This is a genomic window from Pseudokineococcus basanitobsidens, from assembly GCF_037482545.1.
GTDB classification, from domain to species: Bacteria; Actinomycetota; Actinomycetes; order Actinomycetales; family Quadrisphaeraceae; genus Pseudokineococcus; species Pseudokineococcus basanitobsidens.
In genome coordinates this window covers 1-22,237 of the sequence record NZ_JBBIAA010000003.1, presented here as the reverse complement: position 1 = coordinate 22,237, position 22,237 = coordinate 1, and the positions used below count along the sequence as shown (strand labels likewise).

Here is a 22,237-nt window from a genome sequence, read left to right as displayed (position 1 = left end):
ATGACCGAGACGACGACCGAGGGCACCGCGGGCGAGGGCCAGCAGCAGCCCGTGACCCTCTTCACCGGGCAGTGGGCCGACCTCCCGTTCGAGGAGGTCGCGCGGCTCGCGGCGTCGTGGGGCTACGACGGCCTGGAGGTCGCCTGCGGTCCCCACCTCGACGTGCAGCGCGTCGTCGAGGACGACGCCTACCTCGCGGACCGCCGGGACGTCCTCGACCGCCACGGGCTGGGCCTCTGGGCGATCTCCAACCACCTGTCCGGCCAGGCGGTGTGCGACGACCCGATCGACTTCCGCCACGAGGCCATCGTCCCGTCCCGGGTGTGGGGCGACGGCGACGCCGAGGGCGTGCGGCAGCGCGCCGCGGAGGAGCTGAGGACGACTGCACGGGCCGCGCGCCGGCTCGGGGTCGACGTCGTCGTCGGGTTCACCGGCTCGAAGATCTGGCCGTACGTCGCCCAGTTCCCGCCCGTGCCCGCGAGCGTCATGGACGCCGGGTACGAGGACTTCGCCACCCGCTGGAACCCGGTCCTCGACGTCTTCGACGGCGAGGGCGTCCGCTTCGCCCACGAGGTGCACCCGAGCGAGATCGCCTACGACTACTGGTCGACCGTCCGGGCGCTGGAGGTCCTCGAGCACCGCGACGCCTTCGCCTTCAACTGGGACCCGAGCCACATGATGTGGCAGGGGATCGACCCGGTCGCCTTCATCACCGAGTTCGCCGACCGGATCGTGCACGTCGACTGCAAGGACACCCGCCTGCGCCCGACGAACGGCCGAGCGGGGGTCCTCGGCTCGCACCTGCCGTGGGGCGACCCGCGCCGCAGCTGGGACTTCGTCTCGACCGGGCGCGGCGACGTGCCGTGGGAGGACTCCTTCCGCGCCCTGCGGGCCATCGGCTACGCCGGCCCGATCTCGGTGGAGTGGGAGGACGCCGGCATGGACCGCCTCAAGGGCGCCGCCGAGGCCGTCGGCTTCGTGCGCTCGCTGCTGTGGGACCTGCCGACCGCCTCCTTCGACGCCGCCTTCAGCTCCCAGGCCTGATCCCGGCGCGCCCGGTGAGTGCCGTACGACAGGCGGCGACCGCGGCGCGTTCCGCGACGAGGTCGCCCCGAGGGCAAGGGCGGGCCCGAGGACCTGTACCTGGCTCCCCCGGGCGACAAGCATCGCCCCGATGAGCCGAGGTGACGATCGGCGGACGTCCTGGCCTCTGCGGGTGCCTCCGCCGTCCGTCGTGCTGTTCGACCTCGACGGCACCCTGGTGGACCACGACACCGCCCTCCGCGAGGGACTCATCGGCTGGTTGACCAGCCAACGGCTGGCCACCGGCGAGGAGTGTCTCGAGCAGCTGGTCCAGGTGTGGGACGACGTCGCCGAGCGGCACTTCCCGGCCTTCCGCGCCCGGGACATCTCCTTCCAGGAGCAGCGCCGGCGGCGGCTGCGCGACTTCCTGCCGCAGGTCGGCATCGACGCCGGCCGGCTCAGCGAGGAGTCGTTGGACCGCACGTTCGAGGACTGCCTGCACCACTACGAGGCCGCATGGCGCCCCTTCGACGACGCCGCCCCGTGCCTGGAGGCGCTGGCGCACCTGCGCCTGGCGGTCCTGAGCAACGGTGACCAGGCGCAGCAGGAGGACAAGCTCCGCCGTACCCACCTCGCCCACCACGTCGAGGTGGTCATGACGTCGAGCTCGCTGGGTGCCTCCAAGCCCGACCCGCAGGCCTTCGCCCTCGCGTGCCGGCGTCTCGGCGTCGACCCGGCGACGGTCGTCTACGTCGGTGACCGCCTCGACGTCGACGCCCGCCCGGCAACGGCCGCCGGTCTGCGCGGCGTCTGGCTCGACCGGCAGGGAACTGCCTGTGCGGAGTACCGGCCCACGATCGCGTCGCTCGCCGACCTCGCCGGCACCCTCGGCTGACTCCGGGTCACGTGTCGGCAACGGTGAGGCAGGCCCCTGCAGCATCGTGGGACCGCGCCACCCAGGCGCGCAGCACCCGGTACGCGGCCTCGCCCGGCGAGGACCGTTCCCGTACGACGACGAGCCGGCGCGGGACGACCGACCAGACGCTCGTCGGCGGCGAGCTGGTCCCGGACGAGGTCGACCTCGACGCCGTCCGGCAGCACGTCCCGGTCGTGCGCCGCGTCGACGCGTCCGTCGTGCTCAAGGTCGGCGACCACCAGGTCGCCACCGAGCAGGTCGTGCACGACCAGGACCGTCGTGCCGCACTGGCCTCGTGACGGACGAGTTCCGCGGCTCATGGAGGCGTCGCTGGCGTAGGCGGTGTCAGGTCCCCCGGGCAGCACGGACGGCCACCTTGATCTCCGCGAGGCTGGGTGCCGGCACGGACCGAGGATGCCGCGCCGGACCGGCAGGCGGTCGTCGAGCAGTGGGTGGTCACGCACGGTAGAGCAGGCTGGTCAGCCGTGCCGCCGGCTCAGCCGCCGGTGGTCTACGGACGCGAGCTGGTGCGGGGTCGGGCCTGGACGGGGTTCGTCACGTGCGAGGCGAGGCGAGGTCGACGGTGAGCCGGGTCTCGTGGAGCTCGGCTCCGTCGCGGGTCTCGACCCGGGTGCCGACGTCGGCGGTCCAGCCGCGGCGCTCGTAGAAGTCCCGGGCGTGGTGGTTGGTCGTCAGCACCCACAGGCGGGCGCGGGTGAAGCCGGCCGCGCGCAGGAGGTCCCGCGTCTGCTCGAGCAGGGCCGTGCCGGCGCCCGCGCCGCTGTGGTCGGGGTGGACGTAGAGCGAGTACAGCTCCGCGGTGCCGGGCTCCGCGTCGTCGCGGTGCGGGCCGGCGAAGGCGAAGCCGGTGGGCCGGTCCGTCCGGTCGACGGCCACGAGGCAGACCAGCGGTGGCGAGCACGGCAGCAGGCGCCGCCATCGCGCTGCCGAGCCCTCGGCCGAGAGTCCGTCCAGCAGCCCCTGGGGGAGCAGGCCGACGTAGGCGCTGCGCCAGGTGGCCACGTGGACCCCGCCGAGGGCGTCGGCGTCCTCGCGCCGCGCCGCCCTGGTCGTGACCACCTGCAGCAGCGTAGGAAGCGCGGACGCTCGACGGCGACGTCCGTCAGCCCTGCCCGGCGCGCCCGGGTTCCGGCCAGCCGGCGAGGTGGGCGAGCCAGGCCAGGGCCAGCCAGGGACCGGTGATGGTCGCGCGCGCCTGCGGACCGGTGACCTCGAGGGACCAGACGGCCGAGGCTCGTCGTCGTCGTCGGTAGCGGTCGTGGCACGTCGCTGCGGCCACGGTGAGGTCGGGGAGAGGGAGCGGGGGGGACGCGCCGTGTCCCGTCCGGTCCAGGCAGGCTGAGTGGCTGTTCGCGCTGATGTGCTGGGGTCCCAGGGCCGGTCGGGGCAGCCAGGGTGCTGCTCCCCGGATGGTCAGCGGGCCGGCGAGGTCGAGAGGCTCGAGGGGGTCGACCGGGACGCGCGGGGGCCGGCGCGGGAGCTCGGGGGCGCCACCGCCGGCGGTGACCATGTCGAGGGCGCCCTCCAGGGCGACGACGGCCCACCGCCCGACGACGAGCTCGACCGGAGGGTGCTGCACGGACCAGAGGACGACGTCGGTCACGAGCGGCTGCGTGCCGTGCTGGTCGGCACGTGCGCCGCGGCGCCGCTCACCCATGCGTCCAGTGTCGAGGCACCGACGCGTGCCGAGACCTCGATGCTCCGAAGAGGGCGACCGAACCCGGTTGACACACTCCGGCGATGGCCATGAGGTACCCCCGCCCGCTGCTCGAGGGCGACCTCGTCGGGGTGACCGCCCCCTCGAGCGGGGTCCCGGCGGTCCTGGCGCCGCGACTCTGCTTCGCCGTCGAGGACCTTCGGGGGCGTGGCTTCGACGTCCGGCTCGGCGAGTGCCTCATCGACCGTGACGAGGGGGGACCGCACGCCGACGTCGTCAGCGCCCCCGTGGCCGAGCGCGCCGCCGAGCTGCAGGACATGCTCTGCGACCCCGCGGTGCGAGCGGTCGTCCCGCCCTGGGGCGGCGAGCTCGCCGTCGAAGTCCTCCCCCTGCTCGACTGGGACGCACTGGCAGCCGCCGAACCGACCTGGCTGGTCGGGTACTCCGACATCTCCGCCCTCACCGTGGCGCTGACGACCAGGCTCGGCTGGGCCTCCATCCACGGCCCCAACCTCATGGACACCCCCTACCGGGTGCTGGCACCGCTGGCGTCCTGGCTCGACGTCGCCTCCGCACCGGCCGGCTCGAGCCTCGAGCAGGGCCCCGCTCACCGGCACCGCACCGACGGTTTCGACGACTGGGGGGCCGACCCCGCCGTCACCGACCGGACCTACGACCGCGCCGGGACCTGGTCGTCGCTCGACCCCGGAGCGGGGCCCGTGCGGGCTCGGGGGCGTCTGCTGGGCGGGTGCGTCGAGACGATCTCGATCCTCGCCGGCACTGCCTACGGGGACGTCCCGCGCTTCGCCGCCGAGCACGCCGGAGGCGAGGGGCTCCTGCTCCACCTCGAGGCCGGCGGGGACACGGCCACCGACGTCGCCCGCCACCTGTGGCGGCTGCGACTGGCCGGCTGGTTCGACGTCGGCTCCGCCGTCCTCGTCGGCAGGACCACCGCGCCTGCCTCCGGTGGTTTCACCCAGCACGACGCCGTCCGCAGTGCCCTGGCCGGCCTCGACGTCCCGGTCGTCCTCGACGTCGACTGCGGCCACACCACCCCACAGCTGACGCTCGTCGACGGCGCCCTCGCCGAGGTGACGGTGGCCCCGGGGACGGACCTCCAGGTCCTCGTCCAGCACCTCGCCTGACGGCTTCCGTCGTCACCGCCAGGAGATCTCGAGCGGGTCGACCGCGGCGTGGTGCGCGACCGGCCGTTCGGGCGCCGGCTGCCCGTGCATGGAGTCGGCGGTCCGTGGTCACCCGATGCAAGCCTCGGAAGAGCCCTGGCTCGACGTCCACCGCGGCAACGAGCGGCAGCCGATGACGTCGGGACCGCGGGCAGGGGTCACCCGTGCGGCCGCAGAGATGGTGGGCACCGCGGCGAGCCAGGTATCGGCCGAGTACCGGACGAGGGACCACCTCACGGCCTCCTGCGTCACCGCGGACGGATGGACCCGCCTCCTCGGCCTCGCCCGCGAGGTCATCCGGGAGGTGGACGTCCAGACGAGCCGCACCGCACGACGTCCGTACGGCGGCTCGCCGGGACGACGACGGCCGGTCACCTCCCCTACGGGGTGACCGGCCGTCGTCACGAGCTCGGGCTACGGCAGCGCCACGACCTCCGAGAGCACGACGTCGGTGCGGATGACCGTCCGCTGCGACACCTCGTCCCACCGGGCGAAGTGCGCCGAGCCCTGGTGGTCGACCTCGAAGGCCTCCCGGCTCGCGTACACCTCGTGGAAGTGGAAGCGCAGCGGGTCGGCGGCGTCCCGGGTCACCGTGAACCCGAGGCACCCCTCCTCGTCCCGGACCGAGCAGCGCGCGTCGTCGGCGATGCCGGCGAGGAACTCCTCGACGACGTCCTCGCGCACCTGCACGGTCGCCCACACGACGAGGCTCCCCGGCGGCCAGCCGCCGGGCTGGTCGCCGCTCGTCATGAGGTCGTCAGCCACGCGCCCCACCGCCCAGCAGCGAGCGCAGGACGTACTGGAGGATCCCGCCGTGGCGGTAGTAGTCCGCCTCCCCCGGCGTGTCGATGCGCAGCCGGGCGTCGAAGGCGACCTCCTCGCCCGACTCCTTCGTCGCGGTCACCCGCAGCGCCCGCGGCGTGGTGCCCTCGTCGAGCTGCGTCACGCCGGCGACGGAGAAGGTCTCCGTCCCGTCCAGCCCCAGGCTCTCCGCGGTCTCCCCGTCGGGGTACTGCAGCGGCAGGACGCCCATCCCGATGAGGTTCGAGCGGTGGATGCGCTCGTAGCTCTCGGCGACGACGGCGCGCACGCCGAGCAGGCGGGTGCCCTTGGCCGCCCAGTCGCGGCTGGACCCGGACCCGTACTCCTTGCCGGCGAGGACGACGAGCGGCGTGCCCGCCGCGGCGTAGGACTGCGCCGCGTCGTAGATGGTCGTCTGCTCGCCGCCGGCCGTGAAGTCCCGCGTGAAGCCGCCCTCGACGCCGTCCAGCAGCTGGTTGCGCAGCCGGATGTTCGCGAAGGTGCCGCGGATCATCACCTCGTGGTTGCCGCGCCGGGACCCGTAGGAGTTGAAGTCCCCCCGCTCGACGCCGTGCTCGGACAGGTACCGGCCCGCGGGGCTGTCCGCCTTGATGGACCCGGCCGGGCTGATGTGGTCGGTCGTCACCGAGTCGCCGAGCCGGGCGAGCACCCGGGCGCCGTCGATGTCGGTGAGCGGCGCCGGCTCGGCACTCATCCCCTCGAAGTACGGGGGCTTGCGCACGTAGGTGGACTCCCCGTCCCACGCGAAGGTCTCGCCCTCGGGGGTCGGCAGCGAGCGCCACCGGTCGTCGCCCGCGAAGACGTCCGCGTAGTCGGTGGTGAACATGTCCGTGGTGATCGAGCCGGTGACGACCTCGTCGACCTCCGACGCGCTCGGCCAGACGTCGCGCAGGAACACGTCGGCGCCGGACTCGTCCTGCCCCAGCGGCTCGGTCTCCGGGTCCCAGTCCATCGTCCCCGCCAGCGCGTAGGCGATGACGAGCGGCGGGCTCGCGAGGTAGTTCATCTTGATGTCGGGGTTGATCCGGCCCTCGAAGTTACGGTTGCCGGACAGCACCGACACGACGGCCAGGTCCTGCTCGTTCACCACCTGCGACACCTCGGGCGCGAGCGGCCCGGAGTTGCCGATGCACGTCGTGCAGCCGTAGCCGACGAGGTGGAAGCCGAGCTTCTCCAGGTACGGCGTGAGCCCGGCGCGGGCGTAGTAGTCCATGACGACCTTGGAGCCCGGCGCCAGCGACGTCTTCACCCAGGGCTTCGCCACGAGGCCGCGCTCCACGGCGGCCTTCGCGAGCAGCGCCGCGGCGACCATGACGGTCGGGTTCGACGTGTTGGTGCACGAGGTGATCGACGCGATGGCCACGTGGCCGTGGTCGAGCTCCGTCGTGGTGCCGTCGGCGAGGGTCACCGGGACCCGCCGCGAGGCGCGGCTCGTGGCCGTCGTCGCGGCGACCGGCTGCCCGGCGCTCGAGCTGCCGCCTCCGGAGGGCGCGTCGCTGGCCGGGAACGTCTCCTCGAGCGCCTCGTCCTGCGGGCTCTCCGGCGCCTGCTCGTCGTCGGTGACGTAGTCGGCGAGCGCGCCGCGGAAGGACTCCTTGGCCTCGGACAGCGCCACGCGGTCCTGCGGGCGCTTCGGGCCCGCGATGCTGGGGACGACCGTGGACAGGTCGAGCTCGAGGTACTCCGAGTAGGTCGCCTCCTGCGCCGGGTCGTGCCAGAGGCCCTGCTCCTTGGTGTAGGCCTCGACGAGGGCGACCTGCTCCTCGCTGCGCCCGGTGAGGCGCAGGTAGCGCAGCGTCTCCTCGTCGACCGGGAAGATCGCCGCCGTCGAGCCGAACTCCGGGCTCATGTTGCCGATGGTGGCGCGGTTCGCCAGCGGCACCTCGGCGACGCCGTCGCCGTAGAACTCGACGAACTTGCCGACGACGCCGTGCCGGCGCAGCTGCTGGGTGATGGTGAGCACGACGTCGGTCGCCGTCACCCCCGCCGGGATCTCCCCCGACAGCTTGAAGCCCACGACGCGCGGGATGAGCATGCTCACCGGCTGGCCGAGCATCGCGGCCTCGGCCTCGATGCCGCCCACGCCCCAGCCCAGCACGCCGAGGCCGTTGACCATCGTCGTGTGGGAGTCGGTACCCACCAGCGTGTCCGGGTAGGCGACGCCGTCCCGGTCGAAGACGACGCGCGCCAGGTGCTCGATGTTGACCTGGTGGACGATGCCGGTGCCGGGCGGGACGACCTTGAAGTCGTCGAAGGCGCCCTGGCCCCAGCGCAGGAACTGGTACCGCTCGCCGTTGCGCTCGTACTCGATCTCGACGTTGCGCTCGAAGGCGTCCGGCCGGCCCGCGACGTCGATGACGACGGAGTGGTCGATGACCAGCTCGGCGGGCGCCAGCGGGTTGATCCGCGTGGGGTCGCCGCCCAGCTCGGCGACGGCCTCGCGCATCGTGGCGAGGTCGACGATGCAGGGGACGCCGGTGAAGTCCTGCATGACGACGCGGGCCGGCGTGAACTGGATCTCCGTGTCCGGCTCGGCCGTGGGGTCCCAGCCGGCCAGCGCCCGCACGTGGTCGGCGGTGACGTTCGCCCCGTCCTCGGTGCGCAGCAGGTTCTCCAGGAGCACCTTGAGGCTGTACGGCAGCCGCTGCGCCCCCTCGACCGCGGACAGGCGGTAGATGCCGTGCTCCGCGCCGCCCACCTCGAGGACGCCGCGCGCCCCGAAGGTGTCGGGGCCGGAGCCCGTCCCGGCCGACCCGCTCCCGGGCCCGGTGGTGGGGGTGCTCTCGCTCGTGGTGCTCATGTCGTCTCCCGTCGACGCCGACCAGGTGGGGACCGAAGTATCTTGACGTCGAGATACTAGGCCCCGGACCCCACGGTGTCACGGCTCACGGCGCCGGGCCCGAGGAGCACATGACCGACTCCGACGTGGGTGCGCACCGACGGCGGCAGCCCTCCGACGTCGGACGGCGCCGACGTCGGGAGGCGCGGGCCGGCCGGCGCGCGCCCCCGGCCGGCGCAGGCCTACGGTCGAGGCGTGCGGACGGCCACCGGCGGTCGTCCGCGAGAGGACGGGAGCAGCCATGAGCACCTCCACCAGCGGTGACGGCGTGCGCGGGGACGGCGCGGCCGGCCCCGGCGACAGCGACGCGGACCCCGGCGAGATGCACCCGCGCGACGAGCGCGGCGGGTCGGTCGACGGGGTCGCCCAGGACGACACCGAGCCCGGTCACGACCCGGACGGCGACCCCGACGAGGTCTCGCCCGCCCGCTGAGGGCCCGGTGGCCGGGGCCGCCCGCGCGGCGCCCCCGGCCGCCGGCCCCGACGTCACGGGGACGACGGACCGGGACTACGCGCGGGGCTCCAGCAGGGCGACCGCCTCGAGGTGGTGCGTGCTCGGGAAGAGGTCGAAGGCGCGCAGGGTGCGCAGCTCGTACCCGTGGCCCGCGAAGGTCGCCACGTCGCGGGCCAGGGCCGCGGGGTCGCACGCCACGTACGCGACCGCGCGGGGCCGCAGCGCGGCGACGGCGGCCACGACCCCGGCGCGGGCGCCGGTGCGGGGCGGGTCGAGGACGACGACGTCCACGGGCTGCGCCGGGCCCTCCTCCGTCGCGGCGGCACGCCCCTCGAGCACCCGCTGGACCGGTCCGTGGACGACCTCGGCACCCGGCGTGCCGTGCAGGTTGCGCCGCGCGTCCGCGACGGCGCGGGCGTCGCCCTCGACCGCGGTCACCCGACCGCTCTCCCCCACCGCGTCCGCGAGCGCCGCCGTGAGCAGCCCCGCCCCGCTGTAGAGGTCGAGCGCGGCCTCGCCGGGCTGCGGTGCGAGGGCCTCCAGGACGGCGTCCGTGAGCACCTCCGCCGCGCCGGGGTGCACCTGCCAGAACCCGGCCCCGGTCACGCGGAAGGAGCGGCCGCGCACCTCCTCGCGCACCCACGTGCGTCCACGCACGCGGGTCACCGGACCGGGGGGCTGCCGCGGGCCGCGCGAGGTCGTCGTGGCCACCGACGCACCCGCCGGCACCGCGGGCAGCCGCGGCGCGCCCCGGCCGGTGGTCCGGTCGGGCCGGCGGCTCGCGACGACCAGGGCGTCGTCGGCGGCGCCGGGGACGACGGCCTCCACGGACTGCCAGCCCGCCCAGCGGCGCTGCGGCAGGCCCAGGTCGACGACGCCGGGCGTCGCGATGGGGCAGCGCTCGACGGGGACGACGCGGTGCTCGCGGTGCGCCCGGAAGCCCAGGCGGCCGGCGCCGTCCACCGCGTAGGCGACCCTCGTCCGCCAGCCGAGGCCCCGGGCGGCGTCCTGCGGCGACGTGCCGGCGGACGCGGGGACGGCGACCTCCTCGACCGGCGCGTCGACGTCGAGACCGGCGAGCCGTTGCATCTGCTCGTGCAGGACCGCCGTCTTCAGCCGCCGCTGGGCCTGCGGGCTCGCGTGCTGCCAGTCGCAGCCCCCGCACAGCCCCGGGCCGGCGACCGGGCAGGCGGGCTCGACCCGGTCCGGCGAGGCCTCGAGGACCTCGACGGCGTCGGCGCGCCAGAAGGACGCCTCCGCGCCCGCCTCCGTCACCCGGGCCCGCACCCGCTCCCCCGGCAGGGCGTGGCGGACGAAGACGACGCGCCCCTCGTGCCGGGCGACGCAGTGCCCGCCGTGGGCGACCGGGCCCACCTCCAGCTCGAGCAGCGCCCCCGGGCCGGGGCCGGCACCGTGCGCCCCGACCGGCTCCGCGCCGCTCACCGGGGCCCCAGCGGCGGCGTCGGACCGGGCGCGCCGCGGCGGACGTCCCCGGGCGCCGCGACGCGGTCGTCGACGTCCGCGCCCTCGGAGGACGCGAGCTGCCAGGGGACGCTGGCGACGACGACGCCGCGGATGAAGTGCAGCCTCGACTTCAGCCGCAGGGCGCTCTGGTTGTGCAGCAGCTGCTCCCACCAGTGGCCGACGACGTACTCGGGCACGTAGACGACGACGAGGTCGCGCGGGTTCTCCCGCTTGAGCGCGCGGACGTGGTCCACGACCGGCCGCGTGATCTCCCGGTACGGGGAGTCGAGCGCCTTCAGGCGGACCTTGAGCCCGCGCTCGTCCCACGCGCGCTGGAGCGCCCGCGTCTCCCCCGGGTCGACCGCGACGGTCACCGCCTCCAGGACGGAGGGCCGCGACGCCTTCGCGTAGGCCAGCGCCCGCAGGGTCGGCAGGTGCAGCTTCGACACGAGGACCAGGGCGTGCACGCGGCTCGGGAGGACGCGCGCGACGTCGGAGCCCTCGGCGAGCTCCAGCTCGGCGGCCACGCGGTCGTAGTGGAGGTGGATGGCGCGCATGAGGACGAAGAGCACGACCATCGCCAGGATGGCGATCCAGGCGCCGCGCGTGAACTTGGTCAGCAGGACGATGACGAGCACGACCCCCGTCAGGCCGAGCCCGACGGCGTTGATGGCGCGCGAGCGGTGCATCCGCGCCCGGGCCGCGCGGTCCGCCTCCGTGCGCAGGTGGCGGTTCCAGTGCTTGACCATGCCCAGCTGGCTGAGCGTGAAGGAGACGAAGACCCCGACGATGTAGAGCTGGATGAGCCGCGTGACCTGCGCGTCGAAGGCGACGACGAGGACGACCGCCGCGGCGGCCAGCAGGATGATGCCGTTGCTGAAGGCGAGCCGGTCGCCCCGGGTGTGCAGCTGGCGGGGCAGCCAGCCGTCCCGGGCCAGGATCGACCCGAGCACGGGGAAGCCGTTGAAGGCCGTGTTCGCCGCCAGCACGAGGATCAGGCCGGTCGCCGCCGTGACCACGAAGAACGCGAAGGGCGCGTGGTCGAAGACCGCCCGGGCCAGCTGGCCGATGACGGGGTCCTGCTGGTACCCCGGGCCGACGGGCACGCCGTCGCGCAGCAGCTGCGTCGCCGGGAGCTCGGCGAAGCGCAGGCCCGTCAGGTTCGCCAGCGCGATGACGCCCATGAGCATGGCGACCGCGGTGGTCCCCAGCAGGGCCAGGGTCGTGGCCGCGTTGCGGCTCTTCGGCTTGCGGAAGGCGGGCACGCCGTTGCTGATGGCCTCCACGCCGGTGAGCGCCGCGCAGCCGGAGGAGAAGGCCCGCAGCACGAGGAAGCCCCCGACGACCCCGGTGAGGCCCTCCTCGTACCCGGGCTCGGCCACCAGCTCCAGCTGGGCGCTCTCCACCTGCGGCAGGTCCCCGGTTGCCGCCCGCACGAAGCCCCAGGCGCACATGCCCAGCACGGAGGCCATGAACACGTACGTCGGCACGGCGAAGGCGGTGCCGGACTCCCGGACGCCGCGCAGGTTGATCGCCATGAGCAGCAGGACCAGGACGACGGCGAGCGACGTCTCGTGCCCCGCGAGGAAGGGCAGGGCCGAGGCCGCGTACTGCGCGCCGGACGAGATCGACACCGCCACCGTCAGGACGTAGTCCACGAGCAGGGAGCTGGCGACGACGAGACCGGCGCGACGCCCGAGGTTGGTCGTCGCGACCTCGTAGTCGCCGCCGCCCGAGGGGTAGGCGTGGACGTTCTGGCGGTAGGAGGCGATGACGACCGACATGACGAGGACCACCGCCACGCCGATCCAGGGCGACAGCACGTACGAGCTGACCCCCGCGATGGCGAGCGTGAGGAAGATCTCGTCGGGCGCGTAGGCCACCGAGGAGAGCGCGTCCGAGGCGAACACGGGCAGGGCGATGCGCTTGGGCAGGAGCGTGTGGCCGAGCCGGTCGCTGCGGAAGGGACGCCCCAGGACGAGGCGTCGGGCGCCGTCCGCGATGCTGCTCACGGCGCCGATCGTAGGAGCCGGTGGAGGGCCGACCGACCCCCGAGCGGCGCACGCGGGCGCCGACGACCGCAGCGGGCGGGGGTAGCGTCCGCGCGTGCACTTCGTCGTCATGGGCTGCGGCCGGGTGGGCTCGACCCTCGCGGGGGCGCTCGAGCGCCACGGCCACTCGGTGGCCGTCGTCGACAAGGACGAGCAGGCCTTCGGCCGGCTCGGGCCGGACTTCGCCGGCCGCACCGTCCACGGGGTCGGCTTCGACCGCGACGTGCTCCTGGAGGCGGGGGTCGAGGAGGCCTACGCCTTCGCCGCCGTCAGCAGCGGGGACAACTCCAACATCCTCGCCGCGCGCGTCGCGCGGGAGGTCTTCGGCGTGGAGAACGTCGCCGCCCGGATCTACGACTCCGCGCGCGCGGAGGTCTACGAGCGGCTCGGCATCCCCACGGTCGCGACGGTCAAGTGGACGGCCGACCAGATGGTCCGACGCCTGCTGCCCCGTGGCGTCGTCCCCGACTACACCGACGCCAGCGGCGCCGTGCACCTCGCGCAGGTCTCCGTGCCCACCTCCTGGGTGGGGCACCGGCTGGCCGAGCTGGAGCAGGCGACGCAGACGCGCGTCGCCTTCGTCACCCGGCTCGGCACCGCGCAGCTCCCGCGACCGGGCACCGTGCACCAGGAGGGCGACGTCGTGCACCTGCTCGTCCCCGACGAGGCCGTGACCCTGGTCGAGAAGGCGCTCGACGCCGGCCCCGAGCCGGACTGAGGTCGGGCCCGACGGCACGTCCCGCGCCACACCACCCCCGACCGACCCCGCCCCTCCCGACCGACCCCGCCCTCCCGACCGACCCCGCCCTCCCGACCGACCAGGACAGGAGCCCTCCCGTGCGCGTGCTCATCGCCGGCGCCGGCAGCGTCGGCCGTTCCATCGCCCGCGAGCTGCTGGCGGGCGGCCACGACGTCCTGCTCGTGGACCGCAACCCCGAGAACGTCGGCCGCGCCTCCGTCCCCGGGGCCCGGTGGCTGCTGGCCGACGCGTGCGAGATCACCTCGCTCGGCGGCGCGGGGCTCGAGAGCACGGACGTCGTCGTGGCGGCGACGGGTGACGACAAGGTCAACCTCGTCGTGTCCCTGCTCGCGAAGACGGAGTTCGGCGTGCCGCGCACCGTCGCGCGGGTCAACAACCCCAAGAACGAGTGGATGTTCGACGAGGCCTGGGGCGTGGACGTCATGGTCTCCACCCCGCGGCTGATGACGGCGCTCGTCGAGGAGGCCGTCGCCGTCGGGGACGTCGTGGAGGTCTTCTCCTTCCGCGGCGGCGCCCGGATGCTCGGCTACACCCTCCCCGAGACCTCGTCGCTGGCCGGGCGCGCCGTCGGGGACGTCGAGTGGCCCGCCGACACCGTCCTCGTCGGGGTGGTCCGCGAGGGCCGCCCGATCGCGCCCACCGACGACGACGCGCTGGAGGCCGGCGACGAGCTGCTCCTGCTCGCCGGGGAGGAGGACGAGCAGCCCCTGCGCGACCTGCTCTCCCCCGAGCGCTGGCAGCGCGACACCGGGGCGGCGGGCGCCACGCACGGCGCCGAGGTCGTCTGACCGCCCGGCGCGACGACCACCACCGTGCCGGCCGGGGCCGGGCGAGGGGTCAGGCCGTGCGGTCCGGTCGCTGGACGCCGCCGGCCCCGCTCCGTGCGTCGTCGGCCTCGGCCGCGTCCTCGCCGCGGGCCGCCTCGGGGGCGCCCGCGCGGGGGACCCGCCGGACGAGGACCCAGGTGACGTAGGCGGCGAGGCCGAAGAAGGGGAAGCCCATGACGACGCGGGCGGTGCCCAGGGCCGCCACCTGGTCGGTCAGGTACAGCGGCCCCTGCACGAGCAGGCGGAGGACGAAGACCGAGATCCACACCCACGTCACCTGCACGTAGACGCGCACGCGCCGGGGGTCCTGCTTCCAGGACAGGCGCTCGTCGGTGAGCAGCCCCAGCGCGAGCCCGAGGACCGGCCAGGGTCCCTCGGGGACGCGCACCCGCCGTCCCCGGCCGAGACGCAGGGTGACGCCCGGGGTGCGCAGGGTCGAGACCACGTACACGGCCGCGTACACGACGTTGGTCAGCAGGCCGAGCACGAAGAAGTTGCGGGCCTCGCCCGTCCGCGAGGCGACGAGGGCGCACACCGCCACGCCGACGAACCCCGAGAGGGCCTGGCTCGGCGAGCTGCGCCCCAGCAGGCGGACCACGACGAAGACGGCGGCCACGCCGATGGAGGCGTAGACCGCGGTCCGCAGGTCCTGCACGAGGCTGATGACCGCGACGAAGACGATGGTCGGGAGGGCCACCTCGGCGATCCCGCGGGGCCCGCCGAGCGCCTCGGCGACCGAGAAGTCCTCCCCCACCACGGCCGCCAGGCCGGACCGCCCCGTCGTCGCCGGGCCGTCGGCCGGCCCGGCCCCCGTCGTCGAGGCCGCAGCGGTCGACGTCGGCGAGGTCGCCCCGTGCTCCGTCGACGCCGCCGCGGCGGGGTCGTCGCAGGCGCCGTCCTCCGCGGCCGGTCCTGCACCGCGCCGCGGCTCCCGGCCCCCCTCGGGGACGCCGTGCGCGCCGCTGCTCACGCGGGCGCCACCGCGGTCGGCAGCAGCTCGTAGCGCGGGTTGTACATCACGGCGTGACGGTCGACCACGCTGACCAGCCCCTCGACCTTGATCCGGCGGCCGGCCTCGACGCCGGCGATCTCGCGGCGTCCGAGCCAGATCACCGCCAGCGAGCCGGAGCCGTCGAACACCTCGGCCTCCAGCGCCGGCGTCCCGGCCCGGGGTCGCAACGTCACGCTCCGCAGCGTGCCGCAGACGAGGACGCGGTGGCGGTCACCGAGGAGCGCGCAGGGGCTGCCCCCCTCCCGGGCGGACTCGACCTGGGCCTCCTCGGCCTGCATCTCCTCGCGGCTGCCCCACCGGGACACGGCCGAGCGGAGGCCGGCGAGACCGCTGCGCCGCCCGGGCCGCCCCTGCGGGTCGAGCACCTCGCGCGTGGCTCCCACGGCGTCCTCCTCCTGGCCCGAACAATCGGGGCCCGAACAATCAGGGCCCGACAACCAGGGCCCGACGACATCGCCCGTCGACCACGGGGCTCACGGCGCGGGCCCCGCGCGAGGCGCACCGCGGCCTCCCGTGCGACGGGACGCCCCGAGCGCCTCGGTCGACGGCCCAGCGTAGGCGCTACGTCGACCGCCCGAGCGGGCCGGCGACCGGACCACCCGGTCGAGCCGCCGGCGAGGGGGTGACCCGTCGCCGGGACGTCCCGCCGCAGGCGCGTCAGCGCGTCTCGGTGGTCTCCGGACCGCGGTGGAAGGGGTCGAGCGGCCCCAGCCCGTCCGTGTCCTCGCCCGACGCGCCGGAGCCGGCCTTGGAGGGCGTGGGCGCCCCGCCGTCGCGGTCCTCGTCGGCCCGGTCCTCGTCCGCCCGGTCCTCGTCCGCCCGGTCCTCGTCCGCCCGGTCCTCGCCGTCGTCGGGCGCCGTCTGCGCCGCAGGACGGGCCTGGTCCTGCGGCGGCAGCCGCAGCGGCAGCATGTCCCGCGGGGCCATGGCCTCGTCCCCGCGGTCGACGACGACCCCTCGCAGCAGGGCACCGAGCTGGGCGTAGGCGTCCTGGTCCACGGCGGCGCGGCCGCCGAAGACGGCGCGGACGAACCAGCGGGGGCCGTCGACGCCCGCGAAGCGCACGGGGCGGTGACCGGTCCGACCGTCCTCGCTGCGCACGGGCATGCGGGCGAGGACCTCGGGCCCGAAGGCGCCCTCGACCTCCTCGGCGGCGCCGCCCTGACGGCTCACCTGACCGCGGATCTCGGCGCGCACCTCCTCCCAGATGCCCTCGGTCCGCGGGGCGGCGAAGGCCTGCAGCTGCAGCGTGGAGGGGCCGACGACGACGACGGCGCCGATCACCCGCTGCGTCTTCTCCTCCATCTCCAGCCGCAGCTCCATGCCCTGCACCGCGGGCAGGCGCAGGGCACCGAGGTCGACCCGCGCACGTGCGGCGTCCTCCGCCGAGAGCTCGGTCGCGTCCAGCGGCCCCTGCTGCTGACGGCGCGCCTCGCGCGCCAGGGCGGCCGTGCGCACGCGCTCGGCCTCGGCCTCGGCCGCGACGCGCGCCGCGCGCTCCGCGACGGCCTGCGGGTCCTCGGGGGCCTCGACCGCGGCGTCGGGTGCGCCGTCAGCGCCCGACCCCCCGTCAGGGTCGACCGCCCCGGCCTCGTCCTTCCTGCGGCGCCATCTCACGACTGCTCCTTCCCCGGGGCGCCTGCGCGCCCGGACGTCTCGGTGGTCCTGCGGTCCGCGGCCGCTCGTGCGCCGCCCGTGCCGGTCGCCGTCCCGAGGACGGCCTCGTCGGCGTCCACCGTCGCAGACCCGGCCCGGTGCGGGACGGCCGGCGCCGCCGTCCCCCAGCCTCCCGTCGAGCCGTGGCCGCCCCGGCCACGCTCGGACGACGGCAGCCGCTCGACGAGCTCGAAGGCGGCCCGGGCCACCCGCTGGACCACGAGCTGGGCCACGCGGTCGCCGCGTCGCACGGAGAACGACCGGTCCCGGTCGGTGTTGACGAGCGTCACGAGCACCTCCCCGCGGTAGCCGGCGTCGACCGTCCCCGGCCCGTTGAGCGTCGTGACGCCGTGGCGCGCGGCGAGGCCGGACCGCGGGTGCACGAAGGCGGCGTAGCCCTCGGGCAGGGCGATCGCCACACCGGTCGCGACGGTCGCCCGTCCCCCCGGCGGCAGCTCGGCGTCGTGCCGCGCGCGCAGGTCCGCCCCCGCGTCGCCCGCCCTGGCGTAGCCCGGCTCGGGCAGGTCGGGGTCCAGCTGCTGCAGCAGCACGCGCACGACCTCCGCCCGCTCCTGCGGGGGGTCGAGCACCGACGCGTCGGAGCCCTCCACGGTCGGCCAGGGTAGTCCGCCCCGGCTCCGGGCCCGGTCGCCGCCGGGCGGGCCCGCACCGGTCCCGGTCGTCGTGCGAGCCTGGTCCTCGTGGGACCACCGCACGAGGACGCCGCGCCGTCGCCGGAGCCCGCGGACGCGACCGCGCCCGGCGGTGGCACCGGGCCCGTCGAGCCGGGTGAGGTCCACCGCGAGCGCGTCCTGCCGTCCGCCGGCACGTGGGTGGCCGCGCCGGCGCTCGCCGCCCTGACCGGGCTGGCGGTGGCGCCGCTGGGGGCCGGCGCCGTCGTCGCGGCCGTCCTCGCGGTCGGGGGCGTCGTGGCGCTCCTGCTGCGGCTCGCGAGCCCCCTCGTCGTCGTGACGCGGGACGAGCTCGTGGCGGGTCGGGCGCACATCCCGCGGTCCCTCCTCGGGGCGGCGACGGGCTACGACGGCGAGGACGCCCGCCGCCAGCGGGGCCCGGCGCTCGACGCCCGGGCCTTCCTCGTCATGCGCGGGTGGGCCGACGGCGTCGTCCGCGTCGAGGTCCTCGACCCGGACGACCCCGCGCCGTACTGGCTGGTGTCCACCCACCGGCCCGCCGACCTGGCCCGGGCCCTGCAGCGGCGTCCGGCCGACGGCTGAGGCGCGCTGCCCCTCCCCCGGGACGACGACGGCCGGCCCCCTGCGGGGACCGGCCGTACGAGGCGACGTCCGCGGTGCCGGCGTCGGTGCGGCACGTCAGGCAGCGCACTCCGTGCAGACGAGCCGGCTCGTCGTCGACTCGGGCGAGAGCTGGCTGCGGTGGTGCACGAGGAAGCACGAGGAGCAGGTGAACTCGTCGGCCTGGCGCGGCAGGACGCGCACCGACAGCTCCTCGTTGGACAGGTCGGCGCCGGGGAGCTCGAAGCCCTCGGCGGCCTCCGTCTCGTCCTCGTCGACCTTGCCCGAGCTCTGCTCGTTGCGGCGGGCCTTGAGCTCCTCGATGGAGTCCTCGTTGAGCTCGTCGTCGGTCTTGCGTGGTGCGTCGTAGTCGGTGGCCATGTCGTCCTTCGCTCGGTGCTGGTGGTCCGTCAGCCGCTCGTGGCTCGGCGGTGTGCTGCTGTCGTCCCGCGGTCCGGGTGTCCGCGGTGCTGCTCCGGCGGGGCGCGGCGGCCCCGCTCCCGCCGGTGGTGGTCCCGGACCACCGGTCCGCTCCCGCGGGCCACGCCGTGCCGACGACCCCTCAACGTCCGAGGGGCCGCGGTGATGCCCCCGCACGCCTGCCCCCCTGCGGGCCGTGCGGGCAGGGGCCCGGACGGTGCGCCGCCGCGGCGGCGACGGCGCATTGTGCACCGCGCGTCGCCGACCGACACGTCGGGTGACGACCGCTCGACGTCGGGCCGACGGCTGGGTGACGCGGGGGTGACCGGCCGGTGCGCCCGCCGACCGGGCCGTGCGGACCACCCGGTCGAGGCACCCCGTGCGCCGCGAGCCCCCTCGGACGGCCTCTACGCTCGGGGCCAGACCTGGGTCGTCCCGCCCGCGCGCGGGGCGCCCGCCGACCTGTGCGGTCCGCCGCGCCCGGGCCGACCGGAGGTGTCATGAGCGAGTTCGTGAGCAACGTCAACGAGCGCGTGCGAGAGGCGCGCAGCGCGCTCGACCACGCGCGCGCCGAGGGGGACGACTACCTCGTCGGCGTGCACACCGGCGAGCTGGAGTCGCTCGCCCGCCTCGCGCAGGAGCACGACGTCCCGCTGCCCGCCGCTCCCGGTCCGGAGGACGGCGAGGCCGGGAGACCCGCGGAGCGCTGAGGGGGCCGGTTCCCCCGTCCCCGACGTCCCGCGCGAGGGGCGTCGGGGGACGGGGGCACCGCCGGGTCAGGCCGGTGCGGGCTCCTCCGCGAGCGGGTCGAGGGCGGCGATGAGGTCACCCAGCCGCTGCGCGAGCCCGGGCGCGGCGGCGAGGCAGAAGGTCTCGCCCGCGGGGTCGCCCGCGTCCAGCCCCCGGACCACCGCGCCGGCCTCGGCGGCCACGAGAGCGCCGGCGGCGTGGTCCCACGGCTGCAGGCCGCGCTCGTAGTAGGCGTCCAGCCAGCCGGTGGCCACGGCGCACAGGTCGAGCGAGGCGACGCCGCTGCGCCGGACGTCCCGCACGAGCGGCAGCACCGCCGCGAGGACCCGGGCCTGCGCGGCGCGCCGCTGCGGCGTGTACCCGAACCCCGTGCCGACCAGCGCCTCCCCCAGCTCCACGTCGGCAGGTCCCGGCAGCGGGGTGCCGTCGAGCCGGGCGCCGCCGCCCCGCACCGCCGTCCACGTCCGGCCGCTGACCGGCTCGTGCACGCACCCGGCCACCGCGGTCCAGGTGGCGGGGTCCGGGCGGCTGCCCGCCGGCCCCGCGCCCACGACGGCCGCGACGCTGATGGCGTAGCTCGGCAGGCCGTAGAGGTAGTTGACCGTCCCGTCGATGGGGTCGACGACCCAGGTGACCCGTCCGGTCCCCCCGGCGGCGCCGCCCTCCTCCCCGTACACGCCGTCCTGCGGGCGCGCCTCGCGCAGCACGCGGACGAGCAGCTGCTCGGAGGCCGTGTCCATCGCCGTGACGACGTCGGTGGCGCTCGACTTCGTCCTCAGCACCTCCAGGCGCTCCGGGCGGTCGCGGGAGACCAGCGCCCCCGCCGCCCGCGCGGCCCTCTCGGCGATCTCCACGAGCGCGGCGCGCTCGTCCACCGGCACCACCTCGTCCGCCCCGCCGGCGACCACGTCGGTCACCGCCCGCCGCCGGTGGTGCCGGCCGTCGCGAGCAGCGCGCCGGCCCCGGGCCAGTCGCGGCCGCAGGCGGCCGGTCGGGCCCCCCGCAGGTTCGGGCAGCAGCCGACGGGGCAGACGTCGTGCGAGGGGCCCTGCGCCCCGGCCGACGGCCTCGGCGGCGCCTCCTGCCGCCCGGCCGCCGCGCGCTCGACGGCGGCGCGCTCGACCACGAGGTCGACGAGGGCCGCGACGAAGGCCGGGTCGACGCCCGCGGTCGCCGCCCGCTCCATCGGCAGCCCGAGGCGGTCGGCGGTCTCGCGCGCCTCGGTGTCGAGGTCGTAGACCACCTCCATGTGGTCGCTGACGAAGCCGACGGGCGCGACGACGACCGCGGGGACCCCGCGGGCGTGCAGCTCCTCGAGGTGGTCGTTGACGTCGGGCTCCGTCCACGGCTGGCTCGGGGGACCGCTGCGGGAGCAGTAGACGAGCGCCGACGGCAGCGGCGCACCCGTCCGGGCGCGCACCCGTGCGGCCACCGCGTCGGCGACGGACTCGTGCTGGCGCACGTAGGCGTCGCCGTCCGGCCCGGCCGTGGCGGCCATCGCCGTCGGGATCGAGTGCGTGACGAGGACGAGCTCGGCGCCCGCGGCGACGTCCTCGGGCAGGCGGCGCCACGCCGCCTCCACCGCGTCCGCGTTCGCCGCGACGAAGCCGGGCGCGTCGAAGTAGTGCCGGATCTTGTCGACGGCGATCTCGCGGCCCTCCCGCGCGAGCGCCACGAGCGCGTCCGCGAGGTCCTCGCGGTACTGGCGGCAGCCGGAGTAGGAGGCGTAGGCGCTCGTCGCGACGACGAGCACGCGCCGGGCGCCGCCCTCGTGGAGGTCGCGCAGGGCGTCGGTCACGTAGGGGTCCCAGTTGCGGTTGCCCCACGCCACCGGCACGTCGAGGCCCCGGGCGGCGACCTCGTGGCGCAGCGCCTGCAGCAGCGCCCGGTTCTGGTCGTTGATCGGGCTGCGGCCGCCGAAGTGGTGGTAGTGCTCGGCCACGGCGGCGAGCCGCTCGTCGGGGATCCCGCGGCCGGACGTGACGTTGCGCAGGAACGGCATGACGTCGTCGGGCTCGTCCGGCCCCCCGAAGGACAGCAGGAGGACGGCGTCGTACGGGTCGAGACCTGCTCCGGCGGAGACCCGGGCGGGACGTCCGGCGGGGTCGGTGGCGGCGGGGCCGTCGGTGGCGTCGGGGGTGTCGGCGGGGGGCACGGCGCCATGGTGCCAAGCACCGGGGCCGGGCCGCGCGCCGGCGTCGGTGGGGTCACCCGGCCCGTCCTCCCCGACGCAGCCGCCGGAGGTGGCAGGCTGCGGCCGCACCGCCGGCGGGCCGAGCCGGCGCGCGAGGCCGCGGAGGGTGGACCGCCATGCAGGACCTGACGCTCGTCGGGGTGCACGACGACGGGGAGCACCTCGTGCTCGCCGCCCCCGACGGCACCCGGTTCCGGCTGCTCGCCGACGACGGCCTGCGCCTGGCGGCGCGCCGCACGGCCCGCGCCCCCGGGGACCCGGCCGGGTCCACCTCCCCGGTCACCCCCCGGGAGATCCAGGCGCGCCTGCGGGCCGGCGAGGACGCCGCCGAGATCGCCGCCGCCTCCGGGTCGCCCGAGGAGCGCGTCCGTCGCTACGAGGCGCCCGTGCTGGCCGAGCGCGCCCACGTCGCCGACCGCGCCCGGGCCCTGCCGGTGCGCTGGCGCGACGGCTCGGGCCGGAGCCCCGCCCTGGAGGACCTCGTCGCGGAGCGGCTCACCGGCCGCGGGGTCGAGGCCGCGCCCGCGTGGGACGCGTGGCGTCGCGAGGACGGTGCCTGGCTGGTCCAGGCCGTCTTCCGGGCCGGCGCTCGCGAGCGCCGCGCCACCTGGGCGCTGGACCTGCAGCGCGCCTCGCTCGAGGCGCTGGACGACGAGTCGCGCTGGCTCTCCTCGGTGGACGCGGGCTCGGGCCCGCCGGTCCCGGACGCCGGACCGCGGCTCGCGCCCGTGCGCGAGGAGGTCTACGACGTCGACGACGCCGGCGCGAGGCGTCGCACGGGACGCGACGACGGCGCCCCCTCCGCCCCGGTCGACCTCGCGTCGCGCCGGGCGGGCGGCACGGGCCGGCGCTCCGGCGAGCAGGACCGCACGGACGAGCAGGCGGAGGAGGGCTCCGAGGAGGGGGCCGAGGCCGACCGCCGGGAGCGGGTCAG

The 22,237-nt window shown here is 76.2% G+C and carries 22 protein-coding genes and 2 pseudogenes; 10 read left to right on the top strand and 14 right to left on the bottom strand.

Features of this window, described 5'->3' with window-relative positions; all coding sequences use genetic code 11:
- Window positions 1–1,044, top strand: coding sequence for a sugar phosphate isomerase/epimerase family protein (locus WDZ17_RS04390; RefSeq protein WP_339573918.1), 1,044 nt, complete (start codon window positions 1–3; stop codon window positions 1,042–1,044).
- Window positions 1,045–1,216: 172 nt separating this feature from the next.
- Window positions 1,217–1,918: an HAD family hydrolase gene (locus WDZ17_RS04385; RefSeq protein WP_339573917.1), complete on the top strand. Its 702-nt coding sequence runs from the start codon at window positions 1,217–1,219 to the stop codon at window positions 1,916–1,918.
- Between the two features lie 173 nt (window positions 1,919–2,091).
- On the opposite strand, the pseudogene WDZ17_RS17450 reads toward WDZ17_RS04385, so the two are convergent.
- From WDZ17_RS17450 to WDZ17_RS04370, 3 genes and pseudogenes are all read right to left on the bottom strand, one after another.
- Window positions 2,092–2,259: pseudogene (locus tag WDZ17_RS17450) on the bottom strand (YunG family protein); the annotation flags it as partial.
- Window positions 2,260–2,494: 235 nt separating this feature from the next.
- Entirely contained in the window at window positions 2,495–3,019 is a 525-nt protein-coding gene (locus tag WDZ17_RS04375; RefSeq protein ID WP_339573915.1) for a GNAT family N-acetyltransferase, read from the bottom strand.
- A gap of 43 nt (window positions 3,020–3,062) precedes the next feature.
- Window positions 3,063–3,617, bottom strand: coding sequence for a hypothetical protein (locus WDZ17_RS04370; protein ID WP_339573914.1), 555 nt, complete (start codon window positions 3,615–3,617; stop codon window positions 3,063–3,065).
- Between the two features lie 83 nt (window positions 3,618–3,700).
- Between WDZ17_RS04370 and WDZ17_RS04365 the strand changes: the two genes are divergently transcribed.
- Complete coding sequence (locus WDZ17_RS04365) at window positions 3,701–4,762, top strand: S66 family peptidase (protein ID WP_339573913.1); 1,062 nt, start codon at window positions 3,701–3,703, stop codon at window positions 4,760–4,762.
- Window positions 4,763–4,877: 115 nt separating this feature from the next.
- Window positions 4,878–5,192 (top strand): hypothetical protein, encoded by a 315-nt coding sequence (locus tag WDZ17_RS04360; protein ID WP_339573912.1) that lies wholly within the window; start codon window positions 4,878–4,880, stop codon window positions 5,190–5,192.
- 23 nt (window positions 5,193–5,215) lie between these two features.
- Here WDZ17_RS04360 and WDZ17_RS04355 read toward each other — a convergent pair whose 3' ends face one another.
- Entirely contained in the window at window positions 5,216–5,566 is a 351-nt protein-coding gene (locus tag WDZ17_RS04355; protein ID WP_339573911.1) for a putative quinol monooxygenase, read from the bottom strand.
- On the bottom strand, window positions 5,559–8,423 hold the full coding sequence (locus tag WDZ17_RS04350; protein ID WP_339573910.1) for an aconitate hydratase: 2,865 nt from the start codon (window positions 8,421–8,423) through the stop codon (window positions 5,559–5,561). The genes WDZ17_RS04355 and WDZ17_RS04350 overlap by 8 nt, the downstream gene beginning before the upstream one ends.
- A gap of 280 nt (window positions 8,424–8,703) precedes the next feature.
- Here WDZ17_RS04350 and WDZ17_RS04345 point away from each other — a divergent pair, with 280 nt between their 5' ends.
- Window positions 8,704–8,895: a hypothetical protein gene (locus WDZ17_RS04345; RefSeq protein WP_339573909.1), complete on the top strand. Its 192-nt coding sequence runs from the start codon at window positions 8,704–8,706 to the stop codon at window positions 8,893–8,895.
- 75 nt (window positions 8,896–8,970) lie between these two features.
- Here the strand turns inward: WDZ17_RS04345 and WDZ17_RS04340 are convergent, their stop codons facing one another.
- Window positions 8,971–10,359: a class I SAM-dependent RNA methyltransferase gene (locus tag WDZ17_RS04340; RefSeq protein WP_339573908.1), complete on the bottom strand. Its 1,389-nt coding sequence runs from the start codon at window positions 10,357–10,359 to the stop codon at window positions 8,971–8,973.
- A complete protein-coding gene (locus WDZ17_RS04335) occupies window positions 10,356–12,392 on the bottom strand; it encodes an APC family permease (RefSeq protein ID WP_339573907.1) in 2,037 nt (678 codons plus the stop codon). The genes WDZ17_RS04340 and WDZ17_RS04335 overlap by 4 nt, the downstream gene beginning before the upstream one ends.
- A 94-nt stretch (window positions 12,393–12,486) precedes the next feature.
- On the opposite strand from WDZ17_RS04335, the gene WDZ17_RS04330 reads away from it, so the two are divergent.
- Both WDZ17_RS04330 and WDZ17_RS04325 read left to right on the top strand, forming a co-directional pair.
- Window positions 12,487–13,149 carry a potassium channel family protein gene (locus tag WDZ17_RS04330; RefSeq protein ID WP_339573906.1) on the top strand — a complete coding sequence of 221 codons (663 nt, stop codon included), beginning with the start codon at window positions 12,487–12,489 and terminating at the stop codon, window positions 13,147–13,149.
- A 119-nt stretch (window positions 13,150–13,268) separates the two neighbouring features.
- Window positions 13,269–13,979, top strand: coding sequence for a potassium channel family protein (locus WDZ17_RS04325; protein ID WP_339573905.1), 711 nt, complete (start codon window positions 13,269–13,271; stop codon window positions 13,977–13,979).
- A 49-nt stretch (window positions 13,980–14,028) separates the two neighbouring features.
- On the opposite strand, the gene WDZ17_RS04320 is transcribed toward WDZ17_RS04325, so the two are convergent.
- From WDZ17_RS04320 to dut, 4 genes and pseudogenes are all read right to left on the bottom strand, one after another.
- Window positions 14,029–14,988 carry a DUF3159 domain-containing protein gene (locus WDZ17_RS04320; RefSeq protein WP_339573904.1) on the bottom strand — a complete coding sequence of 320 codons (960 nt, stop codon included), beginning with the start codon at window positions 14,986–14,988 and terminating at the stop codon, window positions 14,029–14,031.
- The gene (locus WDZ17_RS04315; RefSeq protein WP_339573903.1) at window positions 14,985–15,413 is read right to left on the bottom strand and encodes an OB-fold nucleic acid binding domain-containing protein; all 429 of its coding nucleotides are present in this window, start codon (window positions 15,411–15,413) and stop codon (window positions 14,985–14,987) included. Before WDZ17_RS04315 ends, WDZ17_RS04320 begins: the two co-directional genes overlap by 4 nt.
- Before the next feature lie 274 nt (window positions 15,414–15,687).
- Complete coding sequence (locus WDZ17_RS04310; protein ID WP_339573902.1) at window positions 15,688–16,647, bottom strand: DUF3710 domain-containing protein; 960 nt, start codon at window positions 16,645–16,647, stop codon at window positions 15,688–15,690.
- A gap of 167 nt (window positions 16,648–16,814) precedes the next feature.
- Window positions 16,815–17,276 (bottom strand): annotated as a pseudogene (gene dut, locus WDZ17_RS04305) (dUTP diphosphatase); the annotation flags it as partial.
- A 111-nt stretch (window positions 17,277–17,387) separates the two neighbouring features.
- Here dut and WDZ17_RS04300 point away from each other — a divergent pair.
- A complete protein-coding gene (locus tag WDZ17_RS04300) occupies window positions 17,388–17,921 on the top strand; it encodes a DUF3093 domain-containing protein (protein ID WP_339573900.1) in 534 nt (177 codons plus the stop codon).
- A gap of 96 nt (window positions 17,922–18,017) precedes the next feature.
- On the opposite strand, the gene WDZ17_RS04295 is transcribed toward WDZ17_RS04300, so the two are convergent.
- Window positions 18,018–18,320, bottom strand: a complete 303-nt coding sequence (locus WDZ17_RS04295) for a DUF4193 domain-containing protein (protein ID WP_339573899.1) — start codon at window positions 18,318–18,320, stop codon at window positions 18,018–18,020.
- A 539-nt stretch (window positions 18,321–18,859) separates the two neighbouring features.
- Here WDZ17_RS04295 and WDZ17_RS04290 point away from each other — a divergent pair.
- A complete protein-coding gene (locus tag WDZ17_RS04290) occupies window positions 18,860–19,069 on the top strand; it encodes a hypothetical protein (RefSeq protein ID WP_339573898.1) in 210 nt (69 codons plus the stop codon).
- Between the two features lie 66 nt (window positions 19,070–19,135).
- Here WDZ17_RS04290 and WDZ17_RS04285 read toward each other — a convergent pair whose 3' ends face one another.
- Both WDZ17_RS04285 and WDZ17_RS04280 read right to left on the bottom strand, forming a co-directional pair.
- The gene (locus tag WDZ17_RS04285; protein ID WP_339573897.1) at window positions 19,136–19,984 is read right to left on the bottom strand and encodes an inositol monophosphatase family protein; all 849 of its coding nucleotides are present in this window, start codon (window positions 19,982–19,984) and stop codon (window positions 19,136–19,138) included.
- Window positions 19,985–20,022: 38 nt separating this feature from the next.
- Window positions 20,023–21,150: a ferrochelatase gene (locus WDZ17_RS04280; RefSeq protein ID WP_422631824.1), complete on the bottom strand. Its 1,128-nt coding sequence runs from the start codon at window positions 21,148–21,150 to the stop codon at window positions 20,023–20,025.
- Between the two features lie 269 nt (window positions 21,151–21,419).
- On the opposite strand from WDZ17_RS04280, the gene sepH reads away from it, so the two are divergent.
- Window positions 21,420–22,237, top strand: an 818-nt coding sequence (gene sepH / locus WDZ17_RS04275; protein ID WP_339573895.1) for a septation protein SepH, incomplete at its 3' end; no start/stop codon positions are given.

What these genes read in the sequence shown, in the direction of transcription:
- WDZ17_RS04295 (WP_339573899.1), bottom strand. Translation starts at nt 18,320, where the DNA reads ATGGCCACCGACTACGACGCACCACGCAAGACCGACGACGAGCTCAAC.
- WDZ17_RS04350 (WP_339573910.1), bottom strand. Translation starts at nt 8,423, where the DNA reads ATGAGCACCACGAGCGAGAGCACCCCCACCACCGGGCCCGGGAGCGGG.
- WDZ17_RS04360 (WP_339573912.1), top strand. Translation starts at nt 4,878, where the DNA reads ATGCAAGCCTCGGAAGAGCCCTGGCTCGACGTCCACCGCGGCAACGAG.
- WDZ17_RS04365 (WP_339573913.1), top strand. Translation starts at nt 3,701, where the DNA reads ATGGCCATGAGGTACCCCCGCCCGCTGCTCGAGGGCGACCTCGTCGGG.
- WDZ17_RS04370 (WP_339573914.1), bottom strand. Translation starts at nt 3,617, where the DNA reads ATGGGTGAGCGGCGCCGCGGCGCACGTGCCGACCAGCACGGCACGCAG.
- WDZ17_RS04345 (WP_339573909.1), top strand. Translation starts at nt 8,704, where the DNA reads ATGAGCACCTCCACCAGCGGTGACGGCGTGCGCGGGGACGGCGCGGCC.
- WDZ17_RS04390 (WP_339573918.1), top strand. Translation starts at nt 1, where the DNA reads ATGACCGAGACGACGACCGAGGGCACCGCGGGCGAGGGCCAGCAGCAG.
- WDZ17_RS04290 (WP_339573898.1), top strand. Translation starts at nt 18,860, where the DNA reads ATGAGCGAGTTCGTGAGCAACGTCAACGAGCGCGTGCGAGAGGCGCGC.